The organism is Streptomyces sp. NPDC126497, assembly GCF_040302425.1.
Taxonomy (GTDB): domain Bacteria; phylum Actinomycetota; class Actinomycetes; order Streptomycetales; family Streptomycetaceae; genus Streptomyces.
Genome location: NZ_JBEORT010000003.1, coordinates 73,018 through 91,251 on the forward strand (window position 1 = coordinate 73,018; position 18,234 = coordinate 91,251).

Sequence of the window (18,234 nt, forward strand, 5' to 3'; positions counted from 1 at the left end):
AAGGCTACGCCCCCGAGCGCGAGAAGGTCAGGCCGGGCCCGTTCATCGTCGCGTAAGTCACATCGTGGCGGGTGTTTCGGTGCGTGAAATGGCGGGAAAAAACCGTGGTTTTGATTCCACGGGCCGTCTCGGGGATCGCCAGGTAGGGACCCGGCGCGCAGCTCACGCGGGCCTCTGCCTGATCACACGTGTCCGTCAGTGCGAACACGGATGGACCGTGTGGTTCCACTTCGAACTTTACGTCAACTCGGTGCGGATCACTCTCCCGGAAGAGTGATGAGAATCCGGCAACCCCGCTCGGATTCGGCCACTCCGATCCGTCCGCCGTGCAGATCCACCGCCCAGCGGGCGATCGCGAGCCCGAGACCGGTGCCGCCGTCGCTGCCCGGACCGTGCGGCCGGTTGACGTTGCCCCGGTTGAACCGTTCGAAGACGCGGTGCCACTCGGTCCGCGGAATACCGGGCCCCTCGTCCAGCACCTCCAGCTCCAGCGACTCCGGCCGGTCCCCGCGCCGCGCCCGGACCGTCACCCGGCCGTGCGGCGGGCTGTGCTTGACCGCGTTGTCGATGAGGTTGGCGACGACCTGGTGGATGCGCTCCGGATCGGCGTGCGCGACGAGCTCCGGCGGCGACACGTCGAGGTGCAGATGGACGTCCGTACGGGTGTGGCTGCCCGATCCGGAGGCCATGCCCGCCCGGGCCGAGGCGACCATGTTGGCCTCCTTCAGCACGCCGGACAGGTACGGCCACACCTCGAACCGGCGCTTCTTCAGCGGCACCACGCCGTTGTCCAGGCGGGACAGGTCGAGCAGCGTCTCCACGAGGCGTCCGAGGCGCTCGGTCTGCTTCAGGGCCGTGCGCATCGTCTCGGGATCGGCCTGCGTGACGCCGTCGACGATGTTCTCCAGCACCGCGCGCAGGCCCGCGATGGGGGTGCGCAGCTCGTGCGAGACGTTGGCGACCAGCTCCTTGCGGTGACGGTCCTGGGCCTCCAGCTCGTCGGCCATGACGTTGATGACCTGGGCCAGGTCGCCCAGCTCGTCCCGGCGGTTCTCGCGCACCCGGCGGGTGTAGTCGCCGTGCGAGATGGAACGGGCCACGGCGTTCATGTCGTCCAGCGGCGCGGTGAGCGAGTGCGCCACGAACTGCGTGATGAGCAGGGTGGCGATCATCGAGAAGATCGTGATGAAGCGCAGTTCCGTCTTGGTGTGCACGGCGATCACCGAAAGACCCGTGGTGATCAGGACCGAGACGACGACCAGCGCACCGAGTTTGGTCTGGATCGAGAACGGGCGCACGCCGCTGCGGGACCGCCGCGCTCCGGGGCCCCCGCGTCCGGCCGGACCGTCGCTCATGGCGTCGGAGTCTCCAGGGCGTAGCCCACGCCGTGCACGGTGCGGATGCGCTCGGCGCCGATCTTCCGGCGCAGCGCCTTGATGTGGCTGTCCACCGTCCGGGTACCGGAGGCGTCCGCCCAGTCCCAGACCTCGGCCAGCAGCTGCTCGCGGGAGAGCACCGCGCGGGGGGTGTTCGCCAGGCACACCAGGAGGTCGAACTCGGTGGGCGTCAGGTGGACGTCCTCGCTGCGCACCCGCACCCTGCGCTGCGCGTGGTCGATCTCCAGTTCGCCCAGGCGCAATATGCCGCTGCGCGGGGTCGTCGCCGCGAGGGCCGCCCGCTCCATGCGGCGCAGCAGCACGTGCACGCGTGCCGCGAGCTCCCGCATGGAGAAGGGCTTCGTCATGTAGTCGTCGGCGCCGACGCCCAGCCCGACCAGCATGTCGGTCTCGTCGTCCCGCGCGGTGAGCATCAGCACCGGCACCGGCCGCTGGGCCTGCACGCGCCGGCAGACCTCCAGGCCGTCGAAGCCCGGCAGCATGATGTCGAGGATCAGCAGATCGGGCTGCCAGGCCTCCGCCGTGTCCACCGCGGACGGACCGTCGCCCGCCGTTTGCACCAGGAATCCCTCGGCGCGCAGGCGCGTCGCGATGGCGTCCACGATCGTCGCATCGTCCTCGACCACCAGGACCCGGCGCTGGGCGCCGGGGGCGGTCGTGGCCGTGCCGTTGTGGGAGGTCTGTGTCTGCTCCATCGCGCGCCCCTGAGGTGTGCTTTTTCCGGAATCCGTGGGGTGATCCGTCGTCTGCGCATCACTGCGATTGACGCTTGAATGATCCGCGTCAGGGCAGCAGCGTACGGGGATGCACCGCGGCTTTGCTATCCAGGGCGGACGCCGAGGTGCACGACGTCCGGAACGCCCCGGGCAACGGGGACCTCTTCGGTACGCACCTGCCGGAATCCGGCATTCCGCAAGGTTCCCTCGAATTCCGGGGAGGGCTTCGCCGACCACACGGCGAGCACCCCGCCGGCCTTCAACGCCCTTGCGCAGGCAGCCAGTCCGGCCGGTGTGTAAAGCCCGTCGTTGTCCTCGGTGACAGTCCAGTCGGGCCCGTTGTCGATGTCGAGGCAGAGCGCGTCGAACGTGTCGGACGTCTCATCGAGGTAACGGAGGAGGTCCATTTCGACGATCTCCGTGCGCGGGTCGGCGAGGGCCCGTGAGGAGAGCGCGGCGAGCGGCCCCGCGCGGTGCCACTCGATGATCGCCGGTTCGCGTTCCACCACGGTGATGCGCCCCCAGCGGGACTGCCCGGCGGCGTGTGCGAGCGAGAAGCCCACCCCGAGGCCGCCGATCAGGACGCGCGGCTCCGCCGCGCGCGCGTCGAGGGCGGCCAGCGCGGCGTCGACCAGCCGCCGTTCCGAACGGCCGTCGGAGGTGTCCATCAGGAAGCAGCCGTTGGCGATGATCTGCAGGAGGTCGCCGTGCCGGCGCAGCACGACCTCGCCGTACGGGCCCTCGCGGCGGTCCAGGACCTCGGGGAGCGGTGGGCGGGTGGTGGTCGACGGTGCGTGGGTGCGTTCCGGCATGGATGGGGGAGCCTTCCGGGCCGTGGCGGGCGCGTTTCCTCGGGCGGGGAGAAGGGGTGGTGTCGCGTCGAGTGCGTGACCTTCCGTCATGGGGCCTTCCGTGGTGGTGACCGGGTGGACCTGGTGGACCGCGGAAGGCGGGGGCGCCGTTCGTGGTGCCGGGCCCCCGGGGGATCGCGATCCGCACCCGATTCAAGCATCCGGTCGGCGGGGGCGAGGGGGCGTTGCGCGGGGTCGGGACCCTCCCGGGCGGTGTGGCGCGCCGGGCGTCCCCCGGGCGAAGGGCGAACACGTCCGGGGGACCGTCGGCCTCTCCGGGCCCGTCCACTCCGGTGCCTGGGGGAGGTCTCACTCGTTCAGGTGAGGGACTGGTCGTTCCGCTGCCCGGGGAGGAGCTCGGACCCCGGCCCTCGGGGGCACGCGGAGCACCTGCCGCGGGTGCGGCTCCGGAGACCCTTCTGGCGCGGGGTGATCGAGGAGATCGTGAGCGGCGCCGCCCGGCCGGATCGGCCGGCTGCCGACGGCGCGCGGTCGGCGGCGGCCCTCACCCGGTGCCGCCGCCGGGAAGGCGCTCCGCGCCCCGCGGGACCGCCCGCGGAATGACGCCGCGGAGCGAAGGGTTCCCTGTCACAGGGGCGCCCGGAGGATGATCGCTCAGAGCGAACACGCTGTGGGGAACATTCGGTGGATCACAAGCATTGAGTCGGCATAACTCAACTTGACTGCCGAAGGGGAGATCATGGCTGCTGAGTCCGCATCGCTCGCCCTGCCCGTGCTGCCGCTCGACGACGAGGTCGTGCTGCCCGGGATGGTGGTTCCGCTGGACCTGAGCGATTCCGAGGTGCGCGCCGCGGTGGAGGCCGCCCAGGCCGCCGCCCGGACCGAGCCGGGGAAGCCCAGGGTGCTGCTGGTGCCACGCGTCGACGGGACCTACGCCGGCACCGGTGTGCTGGGCACGGTCGAGCAGGTCGGCCGGCTGGCCGACGGCGATCCGGGCGCCCTGATCCGCGGCCGGGGCCGCGTGCGGATCGGCGCCGGGACCACCGGGCCGGGCGCGGCGCTGTGGGTGGAGGGCACCCGCATCGACGAGAACGTGCCCGAGCCGCTGCCGGGACACGTGACCGAACTGGTCAAGGAGTACAAGGCGCTCGCCACCGCCTGGCTGCGCAAGCGCGGCGCCTGGCAGGTCGTCGACCGCGTCCAGGCCATCGACGACGTCTCCGCGCTCGCCGACAACTCCGGCTACTCGCCGTTCCTGACCACCGAGCAGAAGGTCGCCCTGCTGGAGACCACCGACCCGGTGGCCCGCCTGAAGCTCGCCACCCAGCAGCTGCGCGACCACCTCGCCGAGCAGGACGTCGCCGAGACCATCGCCAAGGACGTCCAGGAGGGCGTCGACAAGCAGCAGCGCGAGTTCCTGCTGCGCCGCCAGCTCGAAGCCGTGCGCAAGGAGCTGCGTGAGCTCAACGGCGAGAAGGAGGGCGAGGAGTCCGACGACTACCGCGCCCGCGTGGAGGCCGCCGACCTGCCGGAGAAGGTGCGCGAGGCGGCGCTCAAGGAGGTCGACAAGCTGGAGCGGTCCTCCGACCAGTCGCCCGAGGGCTCGTGGATCCGCACCTGGCTCGACACGGTCCTGGAGATGCCGTGGAACGAGCGCACCGAGGACGCGTACGACATCCAGGGCGCCCAGGCCGTCCTCGACGCCGAGCACGCGGGCCTGGCGGACGTGAAGGAACGGATCACCGAGTACCTGGCGGTGCGCAAGCGGCGCAGCGACCGGGGTCTGGGCGTGGTCGGGGGACGGCGCGGCGGCGCCGTGCTCGCCCTCGTCGGCCCGCCCGGCGTCGGCAAGACCAGCCTCGGCGAGTCCGTCGCCCACGCGATGGGCCGGAAGTTCGTCCGCGTCGCCCTCGGCGGCGTCCGCGACGAGGCCGAGATCCGCGGCCACCGCCGCACCTACGTCGGCGCGCTGCCCGGCCGGATCGTGCGGGCGATCAAGGAGGCCGGCTCGATGAACCCGGTCGTCCTGCTCGACGAGATCGACAAGGTGGGCTCGGACTTCCGCGGCGACCCGGCGGCCGCCCTGCTGGAGGTCCTCGACCCGGCGCAGAACCACACCTTCCGGGACCACTACCTGGAGGTCGAGCTCGACCTGTCGGACGTCGTGTTCCTCGCGACGGCCAACGTGCTGGAAGCCATCCCGGAGGCCCTGCTGGACCGCATGGAGCTGGTCCGCCTCGACGGCTACACCGAGGACGAGAAGGTCGTCATCGCCCGCGACCACCTGCTCCCGCGCCAGCGGGAGCGCGCCGGGCTGGCCGAGGACGAGGTCACGGTCGACGAGGGGGCGCTGCGCAGGCTGGCCGGCGAGTACACCCGCGAGGCCGGCGTGCGCACCCTGGAGCGGTCCATCGCGCGGCTGCTGCGCAAGGTGGCCGCCCAGCACGAACGGGGCGAGCGGGAGCTGCCCTTCACCGTCACCGCGGACGACCTGCGGGACCTGATCGGCCGGCCGCACCACGTGCCCGAGTCCGCCCAGGACCCGGCCGAGCGCCGCACCGCCGTCCCCGGTGTCGCCACCGGGCTCGCGGTGACCGGCGCCGGCGGGGACGTCCTCTACGTCGAGGCGTCCCTGGCCGACCCGGAGACGGGCGCGGCGGGACTGACCCTGACCGGCCAGCTGGGTGACGTGATGAAGGAGTCGGCGCAGATCGCGCTGAGCTTCCTGCGCAGTCACGGCGCCGAGCTGGAGCTGCCGGTCGCCGACCTGAAGGACCGGGGCGTGCACATCCACTTCCCGGCGGGCGCGGTGCCCAAGGACGGCCCGAGCGCGGGCATCACGATGACCACCGCCCTGGCCTCGCTGCTCTCCGGCCGGCTGGTCCGCACCGACGTGGCGATGACCGGCGAGGTGTCGCTGACCGGGCGGGTGCTGCCGATCGGCGGGGTGAAGCAGAAGCTGCTCGCCGCGCACCGCGCGGGGATCACCACCGTGATCGTCCCCAAGCGCAACGAGCCCGACCTGGACGACGTCCCGGCGGAGGTGCTGGACAAGCTCGACGTCCACGCCGTCACCGACGTCCGCCAGGTCCTGGAGCTGGCGCTGTCGCCCGCGACCAGCGGCGCGGCGCCGGAGGTCCCGGTCGCCGTGTGACGGAGCGGCCGGACGGCGAGGCCCGGGTCCCGTGACGGAGGCCCGGGCCTCGCCCGTCGCCGGGACCGGATCAGCCGGCCGCGAAGGCCCGCAGCCGGTCGGGGGTGCCGTTGAAGCGGTCGTGGTCCCCGACCGTCGGGCCGGTCGAGGTGTACTGCCACATCGTGTACGTGCTCCAGCCGGCGGGCAGTTCGCCCGGGGTGGAGGCGTAGCGGGCGATCCACAGCGGCGTGGTGGGGGCGAAGCCCGCGTAGTCGCCGGTGCACTGCTTCCACCAGCTGGTGGCCGTGTAGAGGACGGCGCTGCGGCCGGTGCGCTCCCGGTACCGGTCCAGGAAGTCGCGGATCCAGCTCACCATCGCGCTCTGCGACTTGCCGTAGCAGGCGTCGCCGTAGGGGTTCCACTCGATGTCGAGCACGCCCGGCAGGGTCCGCCCGTCGGCCGACCAGCCGCCGCCCCGGCTGACGAAGTAGTCGGCCTGGGCGGCGCCGCTCGCGGTGTCGGGCGTGCCGAAGTGGTAGGCGCCGCGGACCATGCCGACGTCGTAGGAGCCGTCGTACTGCTGGGAGTGGTACGGGTTGGTGTAGTACGTCCCCTCCGTGGCCTTGGCGTAGGCCCACCGGACGCCGCTGTTCCACAGGGTCGTCCAGGCGACGTCGCCCTGGTGGCTGGAGACGTCCACCCCCTCCGTATGGGCGGTGCGGACGGTGGGGAGACCGCCGCCGCCGTCGTCGTGGGCGAGCACGCCCACGCCCATGTGGGCGGAGCCGCGCGGAGGGGCGCCGGGGGAGGAGGCGGCCGCGGCGGCCGTGTGGGGGAGCGAGAGCACCGCGAGCAGGACCGCGGTCGCGAGCGCGCGTATGCGGAGGAGGCCGGATCTGTGCACAGGCATGACGCATCTCCGAAAGGTCGGTGGGGGGCGAACCCGGAAGGTGACCCGTATCCCCTGTGGGGGCATGCCGCGCGGTCGCCCGGTGGGGAGACCGCGCACGTGGACCACGACGGGGCGGGTGCCCGCGCGCCGCCATTGGTCCACGCCTGCGAAATACTGGTGGAGCCGCGGCGACGTCGCCACTTGGCGGAAGAGTCTCGGAACCGGAAAACCGAAGCAGGGACAGACGTGCACGAAGACGGAAACGGCGGTGCGGAGCGCGCCTCCTCCCCGGAGTCCGCGCCGGGTGTGGAGCAGCCGGGATTCCTCGCGCTGGAACGCGAGTTGACGGTGCTGCTGCGGCGCGCGCGGGCCAGCCAGGGGGAGATGGCCCGGGCGGTCCATCCCGACCTGGAACCGTCCGCGTACGGGCTGCTGGTCCGTCTGGATGAGGGCGGCCGGCAACGGGCCACCGAACTCGCCGCCTACATCGGCGTCGGCAAGGCGACGATGTCGCGTCAGCTGCGCGCGCTGGAGGAGCTCGGCCTGGTCGCCCGCGAGCCGGACCCCGCCGACGGCCGCGCCTGGCTGATCGCCCTCACGCGGGAGGGGCACGACCGGGTCCGCAGGGTCCGCGAGGCCCGCCGCGCCCGCTACGCCGGCCGGCTCGCCGACTGGGACCCCGCCGAGGTCACGGAACTCGCCCGGCTGCTGAACCAGCTGAACCGCGGCATGGAGCACTGAGCCGCGGCAGGCCCTGACGGGGTGACAGCTCCGCGTAGACCACCGTCGCGTCGTCGTGCGTCTTGCCGCGCAGCGGCGGCGTCCGGTCCGCGTCCGTCCGCTCCAGGGCGCGCACGCGCTCCACCAGGGCCCGGGCGCCCTCCTCGCGGACCAGGGCGAGGCAGTCCGTCCAGTCGCCCCGGTGGAACCGCTCCACCCAGCGTGCCGCACCGTCCGTCAGGGCGGCCAGGGCGCGCACCTCGCCGCGCGGCAGCGAACCGGTGACCGCGCGGGAGGCCACCGAGGGGTCCGCCGCCGCCGTGAAGAAACCGCCCTCCCTGTTGCGCAGCGTGCTGTCCACCAGGGCGTGGTCGGCCAGGGCCGAGCGGGGCAGCCGGTCCAGCCGGTCGTCCAGGAGCGGGGTGACCGCCCCGTCGGGGGACTCGACGAGCAGGACCGAGTCGGAGAGCACCAGGTAGTCCACCGAGACCGGTGACCAGCGGGCCAGCACCACCGTTGCCTGCGGCGTGCGAGGGTGAGAAAGGTCACAGGACGTCGCGTGGTCGGCGGCGGTACGCGCGAGGGCCCGGGACAGCAGCCCGGCCAGGGGAACATCCGGGAGGGAAACGGTCAGTTCGGTCAGCGCCCCGCCGAGCCGCGCGGTGAACCAGGGCACGGAATGCAGACAGCCGCCGCCGTCACCCGGTGGTGTGACCCCGTCCAGCACCACGAGCGAACCGCCCTGTCCGGAGGCCGGAAGCCCGACGCTCGCGAAGTCCTCGTTGGGACGGCCGGGATCACCGGGTTCCGAAACCAGCTCCGTACGCATCCCGCCAGTCTGCACGAGCTTTTCACAAGGGCCGCGAAGGGCCCCCGCCGCTCGCCGGATCCCTGCAGCCGTGCAGGTCAGACGCCTGATTTGGGAGGGAATGCAGTGCTCCGGGAAGGCGTGGCGGCGAATATTGCCACCGCCCGCCGCAGACGTCCAACCGGCGTGCCGCGCCGGGCCGCTGCGGGAGGGGGCGGAACTTGCCCCTCAACTCGCCTCCGATGTTCACTCCTTCGAGTGGCGGGTCAGGTGATGCGCATCCACTGTCCACGCTCACTGGGAGGGTCGGGGAGCGATGGGGGCGCCTCGCTGTCCGAGCGCGGTCATGAGCTCGGGGTGAACGCCCGCACCCGTTGACGGAGCGTCACCCGAACCCACGGGTACACGAGTCAGGAATGCGAGCACCGGTGCAGAAGTCGCGGCCTCGTCGCACAGGCAAGCAGACGGCCCCCGCGGGGGACGCGGAGCAGACGCCCAGCGTAGGCAGGGGCCGCCCCACCCACGTACGCAACCGGCTCATCGTCGCCGTGGCCGTGGTGGCCGCCGCGATCGCCGCCGCCGGAGCCCCCTCCGTGGTCGCGGCCTCCGGGGAGCTCAAGGACGCGCAGGACCTGGTGACGCTCGCCGAGCAGACCCAGGACGCCCTCACCCTGGCGCACTCCCTCGCCGACGAGCGCGACGAGGTCGTCCCCTACATCGCGGCCGGCCGCCCCAAGTCCAAGGCGCCCTCCGAGGCGCACAGCGCCCGTGTCGACCGGCAGGTCGAGGAGCTGCGCGCCGACACCGACACGCCGCAGGAACTGCGGGACGGCCTCGACGCCGTCGCGGCCGTGCGCAGGGCGGCGCTCACGGGCAAGAACGGTGCCCTCGAGGCGCACCAGGCGTACTCCGCCGTCATCACGCGGCTGCACCGGCTCGCCGAACAGCTGGCGGAGCGGACCCCGCCCCGCGCGGGCTCCGGCGCCCATGCGTTCACCGAGCTGGACTCCGCCGTCCAGCAGGCCGCCGCCACCCGCGGACTGCTGCTCGCCGCGCTGAACGTGCCGAGCACCACCCGGACCGTGATCGACCCGGTCACCGGCCTGCCGTCCACCGCCACCGGCTCCTCGGAGGCCGACACCGAGCGGCGCGACGCGCTGACCGCCGCCGCGCTCCAGGCCCGGCTGCGCTCCGACGCGGCCCTCGCCGACTTCCACGAGTCCGCGCCCAAGGCCGCTCGCGGGTCCTACGACTCCACCGTCACCGGCCCCGAGGTCGAGTCCGCCGAGAAGTACCTGGCGCGCCTCACCGACGAGCCGGTGCTCTCCGACGACGACCTCGGCACCAGCGTCACCAAGCTGCGGGCCGCGCTCACCGCGCGGATCGAGACGATGCGCGGGGTGGAGTCCGCCCTCTTCGACAAGCGCACCAAGGACCTCGCCCAGCTGCGCGACGACGACGTCACCGCGCTGGAGATCCGGATCGCCGCCCTCGGCGCCCTGATGCTGCTCGCCGTCGGCGTCGCCACCGCGATGGCCCGCACCCTCACGCGTCCGCTGTCGGTGCTGCGCCGGGGCTCCGCCCGCCTCGCCGAGGCGGAGGACCCCGCGAGCCAGGAGCCGGTCGCCTTCACCGGACGCAACGACGAGTTCGCCCAGGTCGTGCGCTCCGTCAACGCCCTCCACGCGCACGCCGTAGCCCTCGCCGGGCGGATCGCCACGCTGGAGGCCGACCGCAAGCACCTCGTGGGCCAGCGGCAGAAGATGGCCGACGCCCGTGAGGAACTGCGCGCCGAGCTCGCCGAGTCCACCGCCCACCTGGAGCGGCTGCGCTCCGGCATCGGCGGCACCTTCGTCAACCTCGCCCTGCGCACCCTCGGGCTGGTGGAGCGCCAGCTCGGCGTCATCGAGGGGCTGGAGGAGCGCGAGGACGACCCGGACCGGCTGGCCACCCTGTTCAAGCTGGACCACTTCGCCACGGTGATGCGCCGGCACAGCGAGAACCTCCTGGTCCTCGCCGGCACCGAGCACGTGCAGCACACGGCGGGTCCGGTGCCGCTGGTGGACGTCGTACGGGCCGCCGTCAGCGAGATCGAGCGGTACGAGCGGGTCCGGATCGCCGCGCTGCCGCCGCACGCGCACATCGCCGGGTTCGCCGCGGACGACCTGTCCCACCTGCTCGCCGAGCTCATGGAGAACGCCACCTCGTTCTCCCCGCCCGATCTGCCCGTCGAGGTCTCCGGCTGGCTGCTGGAGAACGGCGAGGTCATGCTCTCCGTCCAGGACGAGGGCATCGGCATGACCGGGGACCGGCTGGAGCGGCTCAACTCCCGGCTGTCCGACTTCGACCCGGAGGCCACGTACGACGCGGAGGCCGAGGACGGTCTCGGCCTCGGCCTGTACGTCGTGGCCCGGCTCGCCCACCGGCACGGGGTGCGGGTCCAGCTGCGCGAGCAGAAGCAGGGCGGCATCGCCGCGGTCGTCGTCCTCCCCGCCCCACTGCTGGCCCCCGCCGCCCCCGGCGCGGTCCCCGCCTCCGTCGCCACCTCCGCCTACTCCCTCCCGGGCGCCGACGCCGAGGCCAACTCCAACGTCCTCCAGGGCCGTACGGAGCCGGACGGCGACCCGCTGGTCGCCCTTGCGGAGAAGACGGTGCGCCACCAGGACCCGTCCGGCGGGGAGGCGGCGGACGAGCCGACGGGGACACCGGAGGCAGCGGACGCGGACGGCTCCGCGCCGGCCCCCGCGGAGGACCCCGCGCCGGGCGGCGGCGACGAGCCGGCGCAGGCGGAGCCGCGGACCCCCGCCGGGGAGGCGCGGGAGTCCGCGCCGGGCCGTGGGGACGACCCCGCGGGCGACCCCGTGCCGCACGAGGACGCGGCGGGCGCCGACGCGCCGGCCGAGCGGCCCGCCGAGGTCACGATGGAGCTGCTGATCCCGGCGCAGCCGGAGGCGGCCGGGGAGCCGGCGCCCCCGGTGGAGACCGCCCGGGACCACGGAACCGACGCCGATCCCGCCGAACGCACCGCCGTGACCGAAGCCGGGACGGGGTCCCCTGCCGGGTCCGGTACCGGGGCCGCCGGCCGGCCGGAGGGCGAGAGCGTTCGCCCGGGGCCGGGCCACCCGGGCGGGGACGACGCCTCCTCCGGGGCCGCGGACGCCGCTTTGCAGCCGTTCGGCGGGGGCGCGGACGACGCCGTCCGCCCGGGCGCCGGTCACCCGGCCGAGGACGGGGAGGCCCCTTCGGGCGCCGCGAGCCGGCCGGCCGGCGAGGACGCGGAGGACGCCGCCCGTCCGGCCGCGGCCCCCGGGGGCGACGCCGACGCGGAACACGCGCGCGTCGCCGACGGGGACGGCGCCGAGGAGCCCGTCACGGCCAAGGGGCTGCCCAAGCGCACCCCCAGGATCACCACGCCCGCCGCGGCCCCGCGCCCGCGCACCGGGTCCGTGGACGCCGATGACCTGCGCCGCCGGCTCGGCGGCTTCCGCCGGGGGGCGGACGCCGGGCGCCGGGACGCCGAGGCGGAACTCGCCGAACGGACCGGTGACCACCGGGCACCGTCCGTCCCGGCCGCCACATCCGAAGAGACCACGGGGGGCACCGTCGAGGAGGCAAGCAGTTGACCGCGCCCAGTACTGTCGGACTGAGCAGTGAGGCCCGCAACCTGCACTGGCTGCTGAGCAACCTCGTGGAGGAGGTGCCCGGCATCCTCTCCGTCGCGGTCGTCTCCTCCGACGGCCTGCTCCTGCTCTCCTCCGACGAGTCCCGCAACGACCGGGCCCGCGAGGCGAGGACCGGAAGACGCACCGGCCCCCGCGGCTCCGCCGCCGACCTGGCCACCGTCGTCTCCGGCATCGGCAGCCTCACCGTCGGCGCCTCGAAGCTGATGGACTTCGGTCCGGTCAAGCACACGATGGTGGCGATGGACGAGGGCAGCCTGTTCGTGATGTCCATCAGCGACGGCTCCCTGCTCGGCGTGCACGGCGCCGCGGACTGCGACATGAGCGTGGTGGCGTACCACATGGCCCTGTTCGTCGGCCGCGCCGGTCACGTCCTGACCCCCGAACTCCGCAGCGAGCTGCGCAAGTCCCTGGAGAACGAGTCCACCGGGAGTCCCCGATGAGCAAGCCCAGGAAACAGCTCCCGGTCCGCGGCGGCGACCGCAAACCCGCCCGGGTCCGCCCCTACTCGCTCACCGGCGGCCGCACCCGCTTCGGCCACGTGCTGCTCGTCGAGACGTTCGTCGGCGCGACCGCCGGCACCGCCGCCCTCGAAGCCGCCGAGGGGCGCAAGGAGCTGACGAACGGCAACCTCACCTCCCGCGTGATGCCGGAGATGCGGGCCATCGTCGAACTGTGCCGCCGCATGCGTACGGTGGCCGAGATCGCCGCGCTGCTGAGGATGCCGCTCGGCGTGGTCCGCGTCCTGCTGAGCGACCTCGCGGACCAGGGAAAGATCCGTGTCTACGGGACGGGGACCGGCCACGGCACGGGCCGCCCGGACCGCGCGCTGCTGGAAAGGGTGCTGAGTGGACTCCGTCGTCTCTGACGCCGCTCACGGCGTCTCCCCGCTCGTCGAGGACGACGAGCCCCTGCTGCCCTGGCAGACGGACCGCACCCGCGCACCCGTCGCCACGAAGATAGTGGTGGCGGGCGGCTTCGCCGTCGGCAAGACCACGCTGGTCACCTCCGTCTCGGAGATCACGCCCCTGCAGACCGAGGCGCTGATGACCGAGGCGAGCGAGGAGACCGACGACCTCACCGCCACGCCGGACAAGCTCACCACCACGGTGGCCATGGACTTCGGCCGCATCACGCTCGACGACGACCTGGTGCTCTACCTGTTCGGCACGCCGGGCCAGCAGCGGTTCTGGTTCATGTGGGACGACCTGGTGCGCGGCGCGATCGGCGCGGTCGTCATGGCCGACACCCGCCGGCTGAAGGACTGCTGGCCCGCGCTGGACTACTTCGAGAGCTGCGGACTGCCGTACGTCGTCGCGGTCAACCACTTCGACGGCACCGAGCGGTTCGACCCCGAGGACGTGCGGGAGGCACTGACGATCCCCGCGCACATACCTGTCATGATCATGGACGCGCGCCGCCGGATCTCCGTGATCGAGACCCTCTTGTCCCTCGTGGGCCACGCGCTCGACCAGACCCCCGAGTAACCCCTAGGAGCGTCCCCCGTATGCGGAAGATACTCGTCGTCGGAGCCGGTCAGTCCGGTCTCCAGCTCGCCCTCGGTCTCCAGTCGCACGGGTACGAGGTCACCCTGATGTCCAACCGGACGGCGGACGAGATCCGCACCGGACGGGTGATGTCGACGCAGTGCATGTTCCACACCGCCCTGCAGCACGAGCGCGACCTCCAGCTGAACTTCTGGGAGTCCCGGGCCCCGAAGATCGAGGGGCTCGGCGTCTCGGTCGCGGCCCCCGGCTCCTTCGACCCGGGCCCGTCGCAGCGCGCGATCGACTGGGTGGGCCGGCTCGACGGGTTCGCGCAGTCGGTGGACCAGCGGGTGAAGATGGCCGGCTGGATGGAGACCTTCGCCGAGCGCGGCGGCCAGCTGGTCATCCACGGCGCGGCGGTCGGCGACCTCGACTACTTCTCCCGCACGTACGACCTGGTGCTCGTCTCGGCGGGCAAGGGCGAACTCGTGCAGATGTTCGCCCGCGACCCGGAGCGGTCCCCGTACAGCGAGCCGCAGCGCGCCCTGGCCGTCGCCTACGTCCACGGCCTCGGCCCGCGTCCGGAACACCCGGACATGGAGGCGGTCCGCTGCAACCTGGTCCCCGGCGTCGGCGAGATGTTCGTGATGCCGACGCTCACCACCTCGGGCCGCGCCGACATCCTGTTCTGGGAGGGCGTCCCCGGCGGCCCGCTGGACGCCTTCAAGGACGTCAAGGACCCGGCGGAGCACCTCTCCCTGACCCTGGAACTCATGGAGAGGTTCCTCCCCTGGGAGTACGCGCGGGCCACCAAGGTCGAACTGACCGACGCCGGCGGCACCCTGGCCGGCCGCTACGCCCCCACGGTCCGCAACCCGATCGGCAGGCTGCCCTCCGGCGGACTCGTCCTCGGCGTGGCCGACGTGGTCGTCGCCAACGACCCGATCACCGGTCAGGGCTCCAACTCGGCCTCCAAGTGCGCCGCCTCCTACCTCGCCTCGATCCTGGAACACGGGGAGAAGGAGTTCGACGAGGCCTGGATGCGGCAGACCTTCGACCGCTACTGGGAGACGGCCCGGCACGTCACCAAGTGGACGAACACCATGCTCGCCCCGCCGCCGGAGCACGTCCTGAACCTCCTCGGCGCCGCCGGAGAGCTCCAGCCGGTCGCGGACCGCTTCGCCAACGGCTTCAACGACCCCGCCGACTTCGAGAACTACTTCTACGACCCGAAGAAGGCCGAGGGCTACCTGATGGAGGTCTCGGGCGCGGCCGGCGCGTAACCCCCGCCGGACCCCTCCGCCGCCCCCGCGGGGAGCTCCGGCGGCACGTACCGCCGCACGGGCTCCCCGTCCGGGTCGGGGCGCACGGCGCCCAGCACCGGGTCGGCCGCGATCGGGGACACCCTGATCCGCGCGCCGGGGCGGGGCGCCTGCACCACCATGCCGTCGCCGAGGTAGAGGGCGACGTGCGTGGCCTCCGGGAAGTACACGACGAGGTCCCCCGGCCGCAGCCGGTCCAGCGGCACCCGCTCCAGCCGCGCCCACTGCTCCTGGCTGGTCCGGGGGATCGGCGTCCCGGCGGCGGCCCACGCCTCGGAGGTCAGCCCCGAGCAGTCGTACGCGGCGGGCCCCTCCGCGCCCCACTCGTACGGTTTCCCGAGCTGCGCCACGGCGTACCGCACGGCCCGCTCACCGGCGGCGGAGGGCGCGCCGCCGCCGGCGCCCAGCGCGCCGGAGGCGACCAGTTCCCGCTGCGCCCCGGCCACGTCGGCCCGCTCCAGCTCGGCCAGCGCGGTGAGCTGCTCGGTGGTGAGCGAGGCGAGCAGCTCCTCGACCTCGTGGAGGCGCTCGCGGACCTCGTCGCGCTCCTTCCCGCGCCGCTCGGTGAGGGCGAACCGGACGGCGAGGGCCTTACGGGACCGGCGCGCCAGTTCGGCCGCCTTCCGCTCGTCGCCGGTCAGCCGGCCCACCGTCGCCGCCCGCTCCCGCGCCAGCCGTCCGATCACGTGCCCCTGATCGAGCGCCCGCTGCGGATCGCGGGCGAGCAGCAGCCGTACGTAGGGGGAGATGCCGGTGACGCTCTGGTACTGCTGGCGGGCCAGCCGTCCGGCCGCGCCCCGGCTGTCGCGCAGGGAGTGCCGGGTGCGGGCGAGCGCCCGGTCCAGCCGCCGGGTCTCGGCGCGCTGCCGCTTCAGCCGTTCCTCGGTGGTGTTGTAGGCCTCGGTGGCCTTCTCGGCCTCCCGGTACAGGGTCCGCAGCTCCGTCAGCAGCTCGGCGACGGAACGCCCGCCGGTGCCGCCGCCCGGCTCCGGGACGGCCGCCGCGGGCACGGGCGCGAGGACGGCCCCGGCCGCCAGCGTCGCCGTGCACACCAGACGCAGAAGCTTTCCTGACACGCCATCACCTCCGGCGCGGGGCGGCTCGTCCGCTCCGCACCGCGAGCATCGGGCGGGTGTCCGCGGGCCGCTCGCCGAGTGTGCGCGGTTCGGCGCAACCCCGTCACCCGCCGGTGTCGTCCGGCTTGCCCTCCGGCGTGGCGTCCGGACCGGGCGCGGGCCTCGACCACGGCCACCTCCGGCGGTCGCCGGCCCGCCCCGCGGGGTCGTGGAGGTACTTCCAGCCCCGCGTCAGGCCGGTGCGCGCGCTCCGCGTCCGGGGCACCCGCCGGTAGACCAGCACGGTGGGCGGGCCGCCGTCCGGGGCCGGGACGGGGATGCGGTACGTCTTCGGCGGGTGCCCGGTGATGCCCAGCAGCACGGGCAGGACGCGCCCGTCCATGGGCCCGCCCTCGAACGGGGTGTCTTCGCTCTTCACGCCCCCAGTGTCGGCGATGCGCGGGCCCTCAGAGGTCCGCGGCCAGCGCCCGCACCAGCGCCTCGGTCTGCGCGTCGCGCCGCGCGGTCACCTCGAGCACCGCCACGAACTGCTCAACGAGCCAGTCCCGCAGCTCCTCCGGCGGGGGCTGCTTGCCCTCGTCGAGCCAGATCAGCGAGGCGGCCTCCACGGCGGTGATCCACATCCGGACCGTCATCCGCAGCCGGGGCCCGGGCCCGGCGACCCCGAGATGGCTGAGGATGTGCTCGGCGGCGGCCCGCCGCACGCCGTCGACGATCGCGGTCGTACGGGAGGTCTCCACGACGCTCCCGCCCTGCAGCAGCGCGCTGAACCCGGTGTCGTGCCGGCCGACGAAGGCGAGGTAGCGGTCGAGGGCCCGGGACAGCCGGGGCAGCAGCGGGCCCTCGTGCGGCTCGTCGAAGCAGTGCCGCAGCTCGTCGGCGGCGGAGTGGAGGGCGGCCTCGTACAGCTGCTGCTTGCCGCCCGGGAAGTACCGGTACACCAGGGGGCGCGACACACCGGCCGCCTCCGCCACGTCGTCCAGGGACACGTCCTCCGGGGCGCGGTGGGCGAAGAGGGAGAGCGCGACCTCGAGCAGCTGGCTGCGGCGTTCCTCGACGCCGAGCCGCCGGTAGGCGGGGGAGGAGGCCTGCGGGGTCATGCCCGCAGGGTATCCGCCCGCCCCGCTACGCGAGCAGCCCCGACGACCGCCACAGTCTCCGTCCGACGCCGCGCAGCACGCCGATGTCGTCGAGGAAGTCGGTGAGCCTCCTCGCCCCCTGCTGCATCACGTCCCGGCGGTGGGCGCTCGCCCTGACCTGGGCGAGCGCCTCCCGCCGGTCCAGGTCGACGTTCGTGTAGACCTCCGGGTTCACGAAGGCCACCGAGAACACCCGGGCGAACTCCCCGGAGGTGACCCGGGTGAACTCCTGCGACCACTTCGGCGCGGTCACCATCTGGCGCCGCAGCTCCTCACGGGCGTACCGCACGTGCCGCGCCTCCTCCACGACGTGGATGCGCGTGACGCCCCGGATCAGCGGCTGGACCCGCTCGTCCGGGAAGGTCAGCCGCTGCATCCAGTCCAGGACCTCCTCGCCGAGCAGGGTCGCGGTGAAGGAGCCCGGGGTGGTGGAGACCGTCTTGAACAGCCGGCCGAGGTTCTGGTGGACCCGGCTCACCGGGTACCACGGGGTGCCGCCGCGCGTGATCAGCCGGGCGAACATCTTGGAGTGCCGGCACTCGTCCTCGATCTCGGTGAGCGCGTACCGCACGTGCGCGCTCGTGGCGGCCTTGTCGTAGACGTGCCGCACCAGCAGCTGCATCAGGATCAGCTCGAACCAGATGCCGAGCGAGGCGAGCGCCGCCGCCTCGTGCCGGGAGAGCAGGAGGCGCTGCTCCTCGCTCATCCGCCGCCACATCGGGGTGCCGTACAGCGACACCAGTTCCGGCGGCCAGAACCACTTGCCCTCCTCGAAGGGCGCGTCCCAGTCCAGCTCCTCGTCCGGGTCGAAGGAGTGCCTGGCGGAGGCGTCGAGCAGCCGCCGGGCCACCTGCTCCCGGTCCTTGAGCATCCCGAGCGCGTCCCGCAGACCATCGAGCGCGTCGGCTTCCGACAGGGTCGTCATGGGGTTCCACCTCGGAGGGTCTCGGGGTTACCGGTGGTTCACCCACTTATGAGACTGCCTGTCAGCAAGCTCGTCAATCCCCCGCGCGGGAGTTGTCGACGTCCGGTCCACCCGGTGGGTGCGT

Annotated in this window: 17 protein-coding genes; 7 read left to right on the plus strand and 10 right to left on the minus strand. The window is 73.4% G+C overall.

Annotated elements, in window-relative coordinates:
- Positions 1 to 4: 4 nt before the first annotated feature.
- The 4 genes from ABTY20_RS02730 to ABTY20_RS02745 form a co-directional block, all read right to left on the minus strand.
- Positions 5 to 208, minus strand: coding sequence for a hypothetical protein (locus ABTY20_RS02730; protein WP_351995202.1), 204 nt, complete (start codon positions 206 to 208; stop codon positions 5 to 7).
- 49 nt (positions 209 to 257) lie between these two features.
- Positions 258 to 1,355 carry a HAMP domain-containing sensor histidine kinase gene (locus ABTY20_RS02735; protein ID WP_351995203.1) on the minus strand — a complete coding sequence of 366 codons (1,098 nt, stop codon included), beginning with the start codon at positions 1,353 to 1,355 and terminating at the stop codon, positions 258 to 260.
- Positions 1,352 to 2,092 (minus strand): response regulator transcription factor, encoded by a 741-nt coding sequence (locus tag ABTY20_RS02740; RefSeq protein ID WP_351995204.1) that lies wholly within the window; start codon positions 2,090 to 2,092, stop codon positions 1,352 to 1,354. The genes ABTY20_RS02735 and ABTY20_RS02740 overlap by 4 nt, the downstream gene beginning before the upstream one ends.
- Before the next feature lie 125 nt (positions 2,093 to 2,217).
- Positions 2,218 to 2,925, minus strand: a complete 708-nt coding sequence (locus tag ABTY20_RS02745) for a spermidine synthase family protein (RefSeq protein WP_351995205.1) — start codon at positions 2,923 to 2,925, stop codon at positions 2,218 to 2,220.
- Positions 2,926 to 3,664: 739 nt separating this feature from the next.
- On the opposite strand from ABTY20_RS02745, the gene lon reads away from it, so the two are divergent.
- Positions 3,665 to 6,079 carry an endopeptidase La gene (gene lon / locus ABTY20_RS02750; protein ID WP_351995206.1) on the plus strand — a complete coding sequence of 805 codons (2,415 nt, stop codon included), beginning with the start codon at positions 3,665 to 3,667 and terminating at the stop codon, positions 6,077 to 6,079.
- A gap of 70 nt (positions 6,080 to 6,149) precedes the next feature.
- Here the strand turns inward: lon and ABTY20_RS02755 are convergent, their stop codons facing one another.
- Complete coding sequence (locus ABTY20_RS02755) at positions 6,150 to 6,971, minus strand: lysozyme (protein WP_351995207.1); 822 nt, start codon at positions 6,969 to 6,971, stop codon at positions 6,150 to 6,152.
- Between the two features lie 228 nt (positions 6,972 to 7,199).
- Here ABTY20_RS02755 and ABTY20_RS02760 point away from each other — a divergent pair, with 228 nt between their 5' ends.
- Positions 7,200 to 7,694 (plus strand): MarR family winged helix-turn-helix transcriptional regulator, encoded by a 495-nt coding sequence (locus tag ABTY20_RS02760; protein ID WP_351995208.1) that lies wholly within the window; start codon positions 7,200 to 7,202, stop codon positions 7,692 to 7,694.
- Here ABTY20_RS02760 and ABTY20_RS02765 read toward each other — a convergent pair.
- Positions 7,642 to 8,502, minus strand: a complete 861-nt coding sequence (locus ABTY20_RS02765; protein WP_351995209.1) for a protein phosphatase 2C domain-containing protein — start codon at positions 8,500 to 8,502, stop codon at positions 7,642 to 7,644. The genes ABTY20_RS02760 and ABTY20_RS02765 overlap by 53 nt on opposite strands.
- Before the next feature lie 407 nt (positions 8,503 to 8,909).
- Here ABTY20_RS02765 and ABTY20_RS02770 point away from each other — a divergent pair, with 407 nt between their 5' ends.
- Genes ABTY20_RS02770 through ABTY20_RS02790 form a run of 5 tightly spaced genes read left to right on the plus strand, consistent with a single transcriptional unit; the run spans position 8,910 to position 14,931 of the window.
- Positions 8,910 to 12,104, plus strand: coding sequence for a sensor histidine kinase (locus ABTY20_RS02770; protein WP_351995210.1), 3,195 nt, complete (start codon positions 8,910 to 8,912; stop codon positions 12,102 to 12,104).
- Positions 12,101 to 12,604 (plus strand): roadblock/LC7 domain-containing protein, encoded by a 504-nt coding sequence (locus ABTY20_RS02775; RefSeq protein ID WP_351995211.1) that lies wholly within the window; start codon positions 12,101 to 12,103, stop codon positions 12,602 to 12,604. Before ABTY20_RS02770 ends, ABTY20_RS02775 begins: the two co-directional genes overlap by 4 nt.
- A complete protein-coding gene (locus ABTY20_RS02780) occupies positions 12,601 to 13,029 on the plus strand; it encodes a DUF742 domain-containing protein (protein ID WP_351995212.1) in 429 nt (142 codons plus the stop codon). Before ABTY20_RS02775 ends, ABTY20_RS02780 begins: the two co-directional genes overlap by 4 nt.
- Positions 13,010 to 13,648, plus strand: coding sequence for a GTP-binding protein (locus ABTY20_RS02785; RefSeq protein ID WP_351995213.1), 639 nt, complete (start codon positions 13,010 to 13,012; stop codon positions 13,646 to 13,648). Before ABTY20_RS02780 ends, ABTY20_RS02785 begins: the two co-directional genes overlap by 20 nt.
- A gap of 20 nt (positions 13,649 to 13,668) precedes the next feature.
- On the plus strand, positions 13,669 to 14,931 hold the full coding sequence (locus ABTY20_RS02790) for a styrene monooxygenase/indole monooxygenase family protein (protein ID WP_351995214.1): 1,263 nt from the start codon (positions 13,669 to 13,671) through the stop codon (positions 14,929 to 14,931).
- Here ABTY20_RS02790 and ABTY20_RS02795 read toward each other — a convergent pair.
- The 4 genes from ABTY20_RS02795 to ABTY20_RS02810 form a co-directional block, all read right to left on the minus strand.
- On the minus strand, positions 14,895 to 16,046 hold the full coding sequence (locus ABTY20_RS02795; RefSeq protein WP_351995215.1) for a C40 family peptidase: 1,152 nt from the start codon (positions 16,044 to 16,046) through the stop codon (positions 14,895 to 14,897). The two genes, ABTY20_RS02790 and ABTY20_RS02795, sit on opposite strands and share 37 nt — an antisense overlap.
- Positions 16,047 to 16,149: 103 nt before the next feature.
- The gene (locus ABTY20_RS02800) at positions 16,150 to 16,464 is read right to left on the minus strand and encodes a DUF8847 domain-containing protein (protein ID WP_351995216.1); all 315 of its coding nucleotides are present in this window, start codon (positions 16,462 to 16,464) and stop codon (positions 16,150 to 16,152) included.
- 28 nt (positions 16,465 to 16,492) lie between these two features.
- Complete coding sequence (locus tag ABTY20_RS02805; RefSeq protein WP_351995217.1) at positions 16,493 to 17,146, minus strand: TetR/AcrR family transcriptional regulator; 654 nt, start codon at positions 17,144 to 17,146, stop codon at positions 16,493 to 16,495.
- 25 nt (positions 17,147 to 17,171) lie between these two features.
- Positions 17,172 to 18,110 (minus strand): AurF N-oxygenase family protein, encoded by a 939-nt coding sequence (locus ABTY20_RS02810; protein ID WP_351995218.1) that lies wholly within the window; start codon positions 18,108 to 18,110, stop codon positions 17,172 to 17,174.
- Positions 18,111 to 18,234: the final 124 nt, after the last annotated feature.